Origin of the sequence: Dietzia cercidiphylli, assembly GCF_039531545.1 — a bacterium.
In the GTDB taxonomy this organism is placed as follows: domain Bacteria; phylum Actinomycetota; class Actinomycetes; order Mycobacteriales; family Mycobacteriaceae; genus Dietzia; species Dietzia natronolimnaea.
The window spans coordinates 262,795-275,226 of sequence record NZ_BAAAQG010000002.1 but is presented as its reverse complement, the minus strand read 5'-3'; the positions used below and the strand labels follow the sequence as shown (position 1 = coordinate 275,226).

Genomic DNA, 12,432 nt, shown 5'->3' with positions numbered 1-12,432 from the left:
ACCCAACCGGCCGCGCAACCCTTCGGGACGCGGGCACAGGGGCCGCGTATGTCGGAGGACCGACGTGAGCCGGGTCAGCCGGGGCGCGTCGGGTCAGCCGGCGTTGAGAGACCGCAGGATCCCGGTGAGATACCCCAGCCGGGCGATCTCGGACCGCCGGAACGACGGCCCGCCCGGTCGGCCGACGACGAGGACGTGCCCGGACGAGAGCGGGGCCGCGGCGACCGCGGTGTCCATCGACGTCCACTCGGCGGGCAGGTCGACCTCCAGCGCGGTGGCCCGCTCGAGGTGGCGAACCGCCTCGACCCGGCCCCCGTCCCACAACGGTGCGGCGGCGCCGCGAGCGACCAGCCGGCATCCATCGGTCGTCTCCTCCACCACGAGCGCCCACCCGAGGCGCAGCGCCGCGGGCAACTCGTCGGCGAGCATCTGGTCAGCGCCGGCCCCCGCCCCTGCCACCGCGTCGATGAGCTCGAGCTCGCGGTGCGCGTCGAGGATCCCGCCGAACGGCCGAAGTGAATCCACCATGACCCCGTCGAGTTGTTCGGCCGCGGTGATCAGGGTGTCGGGGAAGGTCCCGTTGGGAACGTTCACCACGATGTCGTCCACGGCCACCCCGTCGAACCGGTCCACAACGTCGAGGCTGATGATGTCCGCGCCGGCCGTCCCCAGGGCGACCGCGAGGGAGCCGAGGCTGCCCGGTCGATCGGGGAGCAGGACGCGGAGCAGATATGACATGGCGCCCATTGTGCCGCACTCTGATGGCCTGACTAGGCTGGGCCGGTACCGACACGCCACGCCGAAGGGACTACACACGTGACCTCGATCTCACGCGGGGACGTCGCGCATCTGGCCAGGCTCTCCCGCCTGGAACTGAGCGACTCCGAGCTGGATTCGTTCGCGAGACAGCTCACCGACATCCTCGACCACGTGCAGGCCGTGTCCGAGGTCGCAGCGGACGACGTCCCGGCGATGAGCCATCCCACCGCGATCTCCAACGTGTACCGCACCGACGTGGTCACCCCCGGTCTGACCCCCGACCAGGCGCTCGACCAGGCCCCGGCCGCGGACCAGCAGCGCTTCGAGGTCCCGCAGATCCTGGGGGAGGAGGCATGAGTTCGCTCACCACCGCCACCGCAGCTGAACTGGCCGGCCGGATCGCCGCGCGGGAGGTGTCCTCGGAGGAGGTCACCCGGGCACACCTCGACCGGATCTCGGAGGTCGACGGGGAGATCAACGCCTTCCTGCACGTGGGAGCCGACGAGGCACTCGAGGCCGCGCGCACCGTCGACGCCCGTCTCGCGGCCGGAGAGGAACTCGGCCCGCTGGCGGGGGTCCCGGTCGCCCTCAAGGACGTGTTCACCACCACCGACGCACCCACCACGTGCGGGTCGAGGATGCTCGAGGGCTACCGCTCCCCGTACGACGCCACGGTCACCGCGAGGCTTCGGAACGCGGGCATCCCGATCCTGGGCAAGACGAACATGGACGAGTTCGCCATGGGGTCCTCGACCGAGAACTCGGCGTACGGCCCGACCCGTAACCCGTGGGATCCCAGCCGTACCCCGGGCGGGTCCGGCGGTGGCTCCGCCGCTGCCCTGGCGTCCCACCAGGCCCCGATCGCCATCGGCACCGACACCGGCGGGTCCATCCGCCAGCCTGCCGCCCTCACCGCCACGGTGGGCGTGAAGCCCACCTACGGCACCGTGTCCCGATACGGTCTCGTGGCCTGTGCCTCGTCGCTCGACCAGGGTGGACCGTGTGGTCGTACGGTCGAGGACACCGCCCTCCTGCACCAGGTGATCGCCGGACACGACCCCCGCGATTCCACCAGTCTCGACGTGGCGGTCCCGGACGTGGTCCGGGCGGCGCGCGAGGGCGCGCGAGGAGATCTGTCCGGCGTGCGCGTGGGCGTCGTCTCCGAGTTCGCGGGGGAGGGGTACCAGCCGGGGGTCGAGGCGTCGTTCCGTGCCTCGGTGGACACCCTGCGGGAGCTGGGTGCGGAGGTGGTCGAGGTCTCGTGCCCGAACTTCCGTTATGCACTGCCCGCCTACTACCTGATCCTGCCGTCCGAGGTGTCCAGCAACCTGGCCCGGTTCGACGCCATGCGGTACGGACTGCGGGTCGGCGAGGGGTCCGCGGACCAGGTCATGGCGGCGAGCCGCGAAGCCGGGTTCGGTCCCGAGGTCAAGCGCCGCATCATGCTCGGCACCTACGCCCTCTCCGCCGGCTACTACGACGCCTTCTACGGCCAGGCACAGAAGGTGCGCACGCTCATCGCGCGCGACTTCGACGCCGCGTACGAGAAGGTTGACGTTCTGGTCTCGCCCACCACGCCGACGACCGCGTTCCCGCTGGGCGCCAAGGTCGAGGACCCGGTGGCCATGTACCAGTTCGACCTCTGCACCCTCCCGCTCAACCTCGCCGGACACTGCGGCATGTCCGTTCCGTCCGGTCTCGTCGACGGGCTTCCGGCGGGCCTCCAGATCATGGCCCCCGCGCTGGCCGACGACCGCCTGTACCGGGTGGGGGCCGCCTTCGAGGCGGCGAGAGGCCCGATCGCGTGACCACGGTCCCCGAGAGGGACGCATGGAAGGCCCTGGCGGCGCTCGTCATCGGGTTCTTCATGATCCTGGTGGATCAGACGATCGTCGCGGTCGCCACCGACGCCTTCGTCACGCAACTCGGAGCGTCGACCAACCAGGTGATCTGGGTGACCAGCGCCTACCTGCTGGCCTACGTCGTACCGCTGCTGTTCACCGGTCGTCTGGGTGACCAGATCGGACCCCGCGCGGTCTCGATCGCCGGACTGGTCCTGTTCACTGGTGCATCACTGTGGTGTGGTCTCGCGGGCAGTATCGAGACGCTCATCGTCGCGCGTGTGTTCCAGGGACTCGGTGCCGCGCTGCTCACCCCGCAGTCGCTCAGCGTGATCACCAGGGTCTTCGCGCCTGGACGTCGCGGGGCGGCCATGGGGATCTGGGGCGCGGTCGCGGGCATCGCCTCGGTCGTCGGACCCGTCCTGGGTGGTGTCCTCATCGACGCGTTCGACTGGCGCGCGATCTTCTTCGTCAACATCCCCTTCGGCGTCCTGGCCGTGGTCCTGGTCTGGCGGTGGGTCCCCAGGCTCGAGACCCGCTCGCACTCCTACGACGTCCCGGGCATCGTCCTGTCGGCCGTGGGCATGTTCCTCCTGGTGTACGGCATCCAACAGGGCGAGTCCCACGGCTGGGGCGGGACCACCCTCGCGCTCATCATCGCGGGGACGGCGGGACTGGCGACGTTCGTCTGGTGGCAGTCGCGCGTGCGCACGGAGCCACTGGTACCTCTACGCCTGTTCCGGGACCGGAATTTCTCGATCGGCACGTTCGGAGTCTCCACCATCGGCTTCGTCACCGCCGGCACCATGGTCCCGCTGATGTTCTACCTCCAGGGCGTCAAGGACCTCAGCCCCACGCGCGCCGGTCTGATGCTGCTGCCGATGGCGTTGATCGCGGGTGTCCTCGCCCCGGTCGTCGGGCGGTGGGCGGACAGGATCGACCCGCGGTTGTTCACGGGCATCGGGTACTTCTCCTACGCGATCTCCCTGTTCTGGCTTGCTCTGGTCATGGACTCGCAGACCTCGATCCCCGTGCTGCTCGGACCCATCGCCCTGATGGGGGTGGCCAACGGGTGTGTCTGGGCGCCCACATCGTCCACCGCGATGCGACGCCTCGAGCTCGCCTCCGCCGGAGCTGGCTCGGGGGTCTACAACACCACCCGCCAGGTGGGTGCGGTCCTGGGTTCCGCGGCGATCGGTGCGGTGATGCAAGCCCGGCTGGTCGTCCACGGCGACATAGGGCAGGCGGTGGCGGACGCCATGTATCTCCCCGCCGTGGTGGTCCTGCTCGGAGGAGTGGCGACGATGGCGTTTCGTACAGGTGAACAGTCACCGGAGCCGGGCACGGTGACCAGGTCCCGGCCCTAGACTGCGGGAGAACCGAGAGGAGTCCGACGTGCGTATTGGCGTGCTGACCGCAGGCGGGGACTGCCCCGGACTCAACGCGGTGATCCGCGCGTTGGTGCGGACCGCCCATTCCGAGTACGACTCACCCGTCCTGGGCTTCCAGGACGGGTGGTCCGGGTTGGTCCACGACCGTGCGGTGCCCCTGTTCGACGACGAGGGGATCGACCGCATCCTGCTGCGCGGGGGCACGATCCTCGGAACTGGCCGGCTCAACCCGGACATCCTCACCGGGAGCCTGCCGGAGATCCGGCGGACCCTGCAGCGCCACTCCCTCGACGCGCTGGTGGCGATCGGTGGCGACGGGACGCTGAAGGCGGCGCGGTGGCTCACGGAGAACGGTGTGCCGGTGGTGGGCGTCCCGAAGACCATCGACAACGACGTGGCGGGAACCGACTACACCTTCGGGTTCGACACCGCGGTCTCGATCGCCTCCGACGCGATCGACCGCCTGCACACGACGGCGGAGTCCCACGAGCGGGTCATGCTGGTGGAGGTGATGGGTCGGCACGCCGGGTGGATCGCCCTCCACGCCGGGCTCGCGTCCGGGGCGCACATGATCGTGATCCCCGAGGTGCCGTTCGACATCGACTACGTGTGCAAGGTCATGAAGCGCCGCTTCCAGATGGGGGAGGCGTACGGGATCTGCGTGGTGGCGGAGGGCGCCACACCCGTCGAGGGCTCGGGGATGACGTTGCGGCAGGGCGGGACCGACCAGTTCGGTCACGAGGTGTTCACCGGTGTCGCGGACCAGATGGCAACGGCGATCGCCTCCCGGATGAACCGCGACGTCCGCACCACGGTGCTGGGGCACATCCAGCGCGGGGGAACCCCCACGGCGTACGACCGTGTCCTGGCCACCCGTTTCGGTGTCCACGCCGCGCATGCGGTGCACCGGGGGGACTTCGGTCAGGTGGTGGCCCTGCGCGGGGAGTCCATCGAGATGGTGCCGGTCGCCGAGGCCGTCGCCGTGCTCAAGACCGTCCCGGAGGACCGCTACCGCGAGGCCGCCTGCCTCTTCGGCTAGATTGTTCCGCATGGAGTTCACCGAGGTCGTGTCACGTTTCGATCCCGTCATGGGCATGGAGGTGCACGTCGAGCTGCACACCGCCACCAAGATGTTCTGCGGGTGCCCGACTGCGTTCGGAGCGGACCCCAACACGCAGGTGTGTCCGGTGTGCATCGGTCTGCCGGGGGCGTTGCCGGTGGTCAACGGGCAGGCCGTCGAATGGGCGATCAAGATCGGGCTGGCCCTCGGGTGTTCGATCGCGCCGTACAGCCGCTTCGCGAGGAAGAACTACTTCTACCCGGACCAGCCGAAGAACTATCAGATCTCGCAGTACGACGAGCCGATCGCCCACGACGGTTTCCTCGACGTCCAGCTCGAGGACGGCACCACCTGGCGCGTCGAGGTCGAGCGGGCGCACATGGAGGAGGACACCGGCAAGTCCACCCACGTCGGCTCGGCCACCGGTCGGATCCACGGGGCCACGCATTCGCTGCTCGACTTCAACCGTGCCGGCGTTCCGCTGATCGAGATCGTCTCCAAGCCGATCGTCGGAGCAGGGGAGCGTGCCCCCGAGATCGCCCGCGCGTACGTCTCCGCTCTACGCGATCTGCTCCGGAGTCTCGACGTCTCCGACGTCCGTATGGACCAGGGGTCGATGCGGTGCGACGCCAACGTCTCACTGATGCCCAAGGGCGCCACCGAGTTCGGGACCCGGACGGAGACCAAGAACGTCAACTCCCTGCGCAGCGTCGAGGTCGCCGTGCGTCACGAGATGTGCCGCCAGGCGGACGTCCTGTCCTCAGGTGGGGAGGTCGTGCTGGAGACGCGGCACTTCCACGAGTCCGACGGGACCACCACGGCGGGCAGGCCCAAGGAGTCCGCCGAGGACTACCGGTACTTCCCCGAGCCCGACCTCGCACCGGTCGAGCCGCTGGACGAGCTCATCGAGAAGATCCGTGCCGAGTTGCCCGAGCTGCCGTGGCTGCGCCGCGCACGGGTGCAGGCCGACTGGGGTGTCTCGGACGAGGAGATGCGCGACCTGGTCAACGCCGGGGCCCTGGACCTGATCCTCGCCACCGTCGACGCCGGCGCGCCCCCCACCGAGGCACGGTCGTGGTGGGTGTCCTATCTGTCGCAGCAGGCCAACAAGCGCGGCGTGGGCCTGCCGGAGCTGGACATCACCCCCGCCCAGGTGGCGCGGGTCATCGAGCTCGTGTCGGAGGGCACGCTCACCAACAAGCTCGCCCGTCAGGTCGTGGACGCGGTCCTCGACGGCGAGGGTGAGCCGGACCGGATCGTCGCCGACAAGGGACTCGAGGTGGTCCGTGACGACTCGGCTCTGCAGAAGGCGGTCGACGACGCCCTCGCCGCCCAGCCGGACATCGCCGAGAAGATCCGTTCCGGGAAGGTCCAGGCCGCCGGCGCGATCGTCGGAGCGGTCATGAAGGCCACCCGAGGCCAGGCGGACCCGGCGAGGGTCAAAGAGCTCGTGATCGCCGCCTGCGGTTAGGCGGCGTCACCGCCACCGGCCAGGTGCGGGCCCCGGTGCACGGGGCCCGGATCAGGATCAGGTCCGGGCGTCCCCGCCGCCACCACCGGTCTGCGGCAGGATGACGGCGCGGTCGTCGGTGGGGACCGGAGAGCCGCCCTGCGTGTTCGTGGTCCCGCCGAGCAACACCCCGTCACCGACCGCGGCCAGACCGGTGATGCGTCCGTAGCGCCCCTCGGCCAGCGCCTCGGGTTGGCCCCGTGCCGCCCCACCCGCGAGGGGGAGGGTGTCGGCGCGTTCGCCGTCCGGCAACGCGAGTGCCAGTGAGTCCTCGGCCGCGGCGCACCCTCCCGCCGAACGCTGATCGGGCCAGGTCCAAATGATGCGATCGGCGCTCCGGATCACCGCGCCGCGGTCGGTGACGGCAGAGAGATAGAGGTCGGACCCGTGGGTGCACAGCCCACTGACCCGGCCCAGGTCGCGGGCGACGACTTCCGGATCGTCCGCCGTGCCGATACCCCTGAACCCGGGGTACCGCAGGAGCTCCGACCCCACGCCCACAGTCAGGACGTCGTCGACGAACGCGAGCCCCCCGGTCTCCGCGGGGGCGAGCTCGGCGACCGTCCTGGGTGCGTCCCCGCGCGCGAGTCGTTCGACCCTGGAGGGGCCGTCGCCGACGACGAGGAGGTACACCAGCCGGTCCTGGGCGAAGTCCGGGGAGGGCGCCACCGCTGCGACCCGACCACCCCGCGGGTCCACCCGGCCGAAGTCCTCGGGGGGTCCGTCCACCGAGACGATCTTGACGCCTCCCGTCGATTCGGCGACCAGCGCCCTCTCCCCGAGGCCGGCGACCGCGACAACCGGCTCGAGACACGTCGCGATGACGGCAGGGTCCGGGTCCACGCACGGGCCGGTCTCCGGGGGCGCGTCCTGCTCGCCCGGTCGCGGGGGCGAGGTGGGAGGGGGCGGGCCGGGCGGGCTCGACGGCGGGGCTGCGCCCATCCCCGGGCCGGGGGCGGGGGTGAAGGGGGCCTCGAGACGATCGTCGAACCTCGCGCACCCGGCCGTCGCGACGGCCAGGACCACCAGCAGCGAGAGCGATCTCATGGCGACAAGACTACGGTGCGCCGTGTCCTGGGTGCGGGTGCCCGGGAAGCGGCCTATGGTCGCATGGTGACTTCCTCAACGCCCGGAGACGACGCCCGAACCGAGATCATCCACGATGTCGACTACCCGCTCGACGTCCCCAACGCGACGGGGACCGGCTCCGGCACGGGGACCACGGACTCGGCGACCACGGCATTCCCCGCGGCGGGCCGGACGGACTACTCGCAGTTCTCGGAGTCCGGGGGCTACGACACGTCGACGCCGTTGCCGTTCGGCGACCAGCCCACGACGATCGACCCCGCCCCCCGGGACGAGATCTCGCGGCGTGGCACGACCGACTTCGGATTGTTCCTCCTCCGTCTCGCCGTGGGCGTCCTCCTGGCGATGCGCGGTCTGCAGAAGCTCTTCGGTCTGTTCGGCGGCCCTGGGCTCGACGGGTTCACGCAGACCCTCACCGAGTCGGGTTTCGAGCAGGCGCGGCTCCTCGCGATCGCCGGCGGCGTCGTCGAGCTGGTCGCGGGGATCCTGCTCGTCGTCGGCCTGGCGACGCCGGTCGCGGCGGCCGGGTTGCTCGGGTTGGTCGGGTTGGGCCTCGCGGTCCGGCTGACCGGCGACGACCCCGTACCGCTCCTCGGCGAGACGACCCGTGGGCTGGAGACGTCGGTCCTGTACGTCGCCGCCCTGCTCACGCTCCTCTTCGCGGGAGCCGGACGCTGGTCTGTCGACCGCAAGTGGCAGTGGTCGCACCGACCCCGGTTCAGCGGAGTGATCTGGCTGCTGCTGGCCGTGATCGCGGCAGGGGTGATCTGGTACCTGCTCAACGGCAGCAATCCGTTGATGTCCACCACCGACAGCCCGGCGGTCACCGCGGGCTGACCGTCGTCGGGGGCGGGTCGGCGTGGCGGGTCGTGGAGGTCAGCCCGGCAGGATTCGCACGGCGCCCTTGTCCGCGGAGGACGCCATGGCGGCGTAGGCACGCAGCGCGGTGGAGACCTTCCGGTCGCGGCTGGCCGGACGCCACGGGAGTGCGCCCTTCTCGGCCCGGCGACGGTCCAGCTCGTCGTCGTCGACCTCCACCGAGATGGACCGTGTGGCCACGTCGATCGTCACCACGTCACCGTCCCGGATCAGTCCGATCGGGCCGCCGGCGGCGGCCTCGGGGGCGATGTGCCCGATGGACAGTCCCGACGACCCGCCGGAGAAGCGGCCGTCCGTGATCAGGGCGCACCTGGTGCCCAGGCCGGCGCCCTTGATGAACGCGGTGGGGTGGAGCATCTCCTGCATGCCCGGGCCGCCGGCCGGTCCCTCGTAGAGCACCACCAGCACCTCACCGGGCTGCAGGGTCTTGTCCAGGATCACCGACACCGCCTGCTCCTGCGACTCCACGACCCGCGCCGGACCGCTGAAGTGGAAGTTCTCCTCGGACACGCCGGCGGTCTTGAAGACCGACCCGTCCGGCGCGATGTTGCCGCGGAGTACGGCCAGGCCGCCCTCGGCGGTGGCCGGGTGCTCGACGGAGTGGATGCATCCGTCCACGGCGTCCGTGTCCAGCGACTCCCAGCGGTTGTCCGTGGAGAACGGCTCGATGGTGCGGACCCCACCCGGTGCGGCGTGGAACAGTTCGACCGCCTCCTCGGTCGCGGTGCCGCTGCGGATGTCCCAGTCCGCGAGGTGCTGTTCGAGAGAGGGGGAGTGCACCGAGTGGACGTCCGTCTCCAGCAGACCGCCCCGGAACAGCTCGCCGAGGATGGCGGGGATGCCACCGGCCCGGTGGACGTGCTCCATGTAATAGTCCGAGTTGGGCGCGACCTTGGCCAGGCACGGCACGCGGCGGGAGATCTGCTCGATGTCGTGTAGATCGAAGTCGACCTCGCCCTCCTGCGCGGCGGCGAGGATGTGCAGCACGGTGTTGGTGGAACCACCCATGGCCACGTCGAGGGTCATGGCGTTGGTGAAGGCCTGCCTGGTGGCGACCGAGCGGGGCAGCACCGACTCGTCGCCGTCCCGGTAGTAGCGGTGGCACAGGTCCACGATGACCCGTCCGGCCTCGGCGAAGAGCTCTCTCCGTGCGCTGTGGGTGGCCAGGGTGGAGCCGTTGCCCGGGAGGGAGAGCCCCAGGGCCTCGGTGAGGCAGTTCATCGAGTTGGCGGTGAACATGCCCGAGCAGGAACCGCAGGTGGGGCAGGCGGACCGCTCGATGGCATCGAGGCCCTCCCGGTCGACCGCCGGGTTGGCCGAGGCCGAGATCGCGGTGACGAGATCGGAGCCCGCCTTGACCACACCGTCGACGACCACGGAGAACCCCGACTCCATGGGGCCGCCGGAGACGAACACCGTGGGGATGTTCAGCCGCATCGCGGCGTTGAGCATCCCCGGCGTGATCTTGTCGCAGTTGGAGATACACACCAGCGCGTCGGCCGTGTGGGCGTTGACCATGTACTCGACCGAGTCGGCGATGATCTCGCGGCTGGGCAGCGAGTACAACATCCCCGCGTGACCCATGGCGATGCCGTCGTCCACGGCGATGGTGTGGAACTCGCGCGCGACGCCACCAGCCGCGGTGATCTGCTCGGCGACGATCTCGCCGACGTTCTTCAGGTGGACGTGCCCCGGGACGAACTGCGTGTACGAGTTGGCGACCGCGATGATCGGCTTGCCGAAGTCGGCGTCCGTCATGCCGGTGGCGCGCCACAGGGCGCGAGCCCCCGCCGCGTTGCGTCCGGCGGTGCTGGTGCGGGACCTCAGGGCGGGCATGGGACCTCGATCCGGTTCGGGGACGGCTACACGATACCCGCGGTGGCAGGAGTAACTTCGTCTCGGTCGGCCGTGTGGTCGGCCGGCGTTCCACACGAATGAGGATCACCATGACCGACTCCGGCCACACCGGCGGCTTCCGCGAGTTCGCCTCACACTCGGCGGGCGCGGTGGTTCTGGTCTGCGGACTGTTCTTCCTGCTGTCGTTCATGTATCTGGGCGGCACCGCGGATCCCCAGGCCCACGCCCGACACATTCCCGTGGCGGTGGTGGACTCCGACCGCGGAGCCTCGTTGGACACGCCGATCGGCGTGCGGGACCTCGACGTGGGATCGCAGATCACCGCCGGCCTGCTCCAGAACAACGACTGGGAGAAGATCCGGCTGCACGTGGTGGACCCCGGGACGGCGGAGGAGGGACTGCGTGACGGATCGTACTTCGGGGCGATCAGGATCCCCGCCGACCTGAGCGAGCGGGTGGTCGGTCTGGTCGAGGCGGCGGCCACCGAAGAGGGGGATGCGGCGGAACCTCCCGCGCCCGCGCGGGTCACGGTCGAGTACTCGCCCCGCGTCTCCATCGTGTCGAGCCAGGTGATGAACACCATGGCCGAGGCGATGCAGGAGTCGTTCCGCGACCGGATGGGCCCCAGGTTGCTCGCCGACTCACAGTTGCTCGCCGAGGCGGAGGGCAGGACGATCGGCGCCGCCGCGACCCTCGCACTCCAGGACCCGGTCGGGATCGACGTCACCGCGTGGAACCCGCTGCCGGAGGGGGTGTCGAACGCCTCGCTGCCGATGTTCTACGCGCTGATCGTGATCCTTGCGGGCTTCACCGGGGCGATGATCATCTCCGCCGTGCTCGACGCCCGGCTCGGGTTCATCCCCCTGGAGATCGGACCTCTGGCGCTGCACGTGCACGTGGCCCCGTTCGGCCGGCTCCAGACGCTGGCCCGCAAGTGGGTGGTCACACTCGTGACGGCCCCGCTCGTGTCCGGGCTCTGCCTTCTCGTCGCCCACATCATCGGGGTCACCGGGTACGACCCGTGGCACATGTTCTGGTTCTCGAACCTCGTGATCGTCGCGGTGGGGGTGTGTGCACACGCGATCATCGCGGCGATCGGGAACGCCGGGCTGTTGGTCAACCTGGTCGTGTTCGTGGTGCTGGGGATACCGACGTCGGGCGGAGCCACCCCGACGCAGATGCTGCCGCAGGTGTTCGTCGCGATCGGCAACCTCCAACCCATGCACCAGGCCTACCTCGGACTGCGGTCGATCATGTTCTTCGACTCGAGCTGGGACGCGGGCCTGGGGCACGCGGTGTGGGTCCTCGGCGGCTGGGCGGTGGCCGGACTGCTCGCGGGGGTGGCGGTCACCCTCGCCTACGAGCGCATGGGGCTGCGCCGCCAGGCCGTCGCCGACCGTGTTCCGGCGGGCGGTCGCTCTCTCGACCGGCGCTCAGGAGGTGCTGTCGGCCCGCTAGGCACCGTCGGTTCGCGGGGAGCCGTCCGTCCGGGAGGTGCCGGCCGTCGGGGCGGCGCCGTAGGGGTCGCGGATACGCCCCCGGCTGGCCACGGAGAGCCGGGGGAGATCGTGGAACGAGACCCCGCCCATCGTGAGTGAGTCGTCGGCGGTCGTGACGAGGCGGGCGAAGCCGTTCTTGGGGAACAGCACCCCCTTGACCTCCTCCCAGGGCACGGACCTGCTCGCCCGCCACGTCGACAGGTGGACGCCGTCCTCGTCGAGTCTGGTGTTGGTCCGTGCGACCCACCAGCCGAATCCGATCGGGAGCAGCACGAGCCAACCGAGAGCGACGGGATAGGCGCTGACGGGCCAGAGGATCGCCAGGACGACGATGGCGATGACGGCATAGGACATGGGGTTGACCCGGAAGAGTGCGCGGTCGGTGGGCGTGGACTCCGGGTGGGGTGCTCTGAATGGTGCGCTCATGGTGCCCTCCACTGTCTCACGGTCCACTATGTGGGATCCAGTTTCCACGAGTTGACGACCGTGACGGACGGGGCCTAACCTGGGCGCGTGAACACCTGGAACGGTCTAGTACTCGGCCGGCGCG

10 protein-coding genes and 1 pseudogene are annotated in these 12,432 nt (G+C 70.2%); 7 read left to right on the top strand and 4 right to left on the bottom strand.

What is annotated here, in order from left to right; translation table 11 throughout:
* Window positions 1–93 precede the first annotated feature (93 nt).
* The gene (locus ABD250_RS01320) at window positions 94–738 is read right to left on the bottom strand and encodes an ACT domain-containing protein (protein ID WP_182657885.1); all 645 of its coding nucleotides are present in this window, start codon (window positions 736–738) and stop codon (window positions 94–96) included.
* Window positions 739–816: 78 nt separating this feature from the next.
* Here ABD250_RS01320 and gatC point away from each other — a divergent pair, with 78 nt between their 5' ends.
* Genes gatC through gatB form a run of 5 tightly spaced genes read left to right on the top strand, consistent with a single transcriptional unit; the run spans window position 817 to window position 6,522 of the window.
* Window positions 817–1,116: an Asp-tRNA(Asn)/Glu-tRNA(Gln) amidotransferase subunit GatC gene (gene gatC, locus ABD250_RS01315; RefSeq protein ID WP_182615860.1), complete on the top strand. Its 300-nt coding sequence runs from the start codon at window positions 817–819 to the stop codon at window positions 1,114–1,116.
* A complete protein-coding gene (gene gatA / locus ABD250_RS01310) occupies window positions 1,113–2,567 on the top strand; it encodes an Asp-tRNA(Asn)/Glu-tRNA(Gln) amidotransferase subunit GatA (RefSeq protein ID WP_182657886.1) in 1,455 nt (484 codons plus the stop codon). Before gatC ends, gatA begins: the two co-directional genes overlap by 4 nt.
* Entirely contained in the window at window positions 2,564–3,967 is a 1,404-nt protein-coding gene (locus tag ABD250_RS01305) for a DHA2 family efflux MFS transporter permease subunit (protein WP_182657887.1), read from the top strand. Before gatA ends, ABD250_RS01305 begins: the two co-directional genes overlap by 4 nt.
* 28 nt (window positions 3,968–3,995) lie before the next feature.
* Window positions 3,996–5,030 (top strand): ATP-dependent 6-phosphofructokinase, encoded by a 1,035-nt coding sequence (locus ABD250_RS01300; protein WP_182615866.1) that lies wholly within the window; start codon window positions 3,996–3,998, stop codon window positions 5,028–5,030.
* A 10-nt stretch (window positions 5,031–5,040) separates the two neighbouring features.
* Window positions 5,041–6,522 (top strand): Asp-tRNA(Asn)/Glu-tRNA(Gln) amidotransferase subunit GatB, encoded by a 1,482-nt coding sequence (gene gatB, locus ABD250_RS01295; protein ID WP_182657888.1) that lies wholly within the window; start codon window positions 5,041–5,043, stop codon window positions 6,520–6,522.
* Between the two features lie 57 nt (window positions 6,523–6,579).
* Here gatB and ABD250_RS01290 read toward each other — a convergent pair whose 3' ends face one another.
* Window positions 6,580–7,608, bottom strand: a complete 1,029-nt coding sequence (locus ABD250_RS01290) for an oxidoreductase (RefSeq protein ID WP_344390085.1) — start codon at window positions 7,606–7,608, stop codon at window positions 6,580–6,582.
* 66 nt (window positions 7,609–7,674) lie between these two features.
* Between ABD250_RS01290 and ABD250_RS01285 the strand changes: the two genes are divergently transcribed.
* Entirely contained in the window at window positions 7,675–8,484 is an 810-nt protein-coding gene (locus tag ABD250_RS01285) for a DoxX family protein (protein ID WP_375544328.1), read from the top strand.
* A 39-nt stretch (window positions 8,485–8,523) separates the two neighbouring features.
* Here ABD250_RS01285 and ilvD read toward each other — a convergent pair whose 3' ends face one another.
* Window positions 8,524–10,362, bottom strand: coding sequence for a dihydroxy-acid dehydratase (gene ilvD, locus ABD250_RS01280; protein ID WP_182658774.1), 1,839 nt, complete (start codon window positions 10,360–10,362; stop codon window positions 8,524–8,526).
* Window positions 10,363–10,472: 110 nt separating this feature from the next.
* On the opposite strand from ilvD, the gene ABD250_RS01275 reads away from it, so the two are divergent.
* Complete coding sequence (locus tag ABD250_RS01275; protein WP_182658773.1) at window positions 10,473–11,981, top strand: YhgE/Pip domain-containing protein; 1,509 nt, start codon at window positions 10,473–10,475, stop codon at window positions 11,979–11,981.
* Here ABD250_RS01275 and ABD250_RS01270 read toward each other — a convergent pair.
* A pseudogene (locus ABD250_RS01270) lies at window positions 11,967–12,236 on the bottom strand (PH domain-containing protein); the annotation flags it as partial. The gene ABD250_RS01275 and the pseudogene ABD250_RS01270 overlap by 15 nt on opposite strands.
* Window positions 12,237–12,432: the final 196 nt, after the last annotated feature.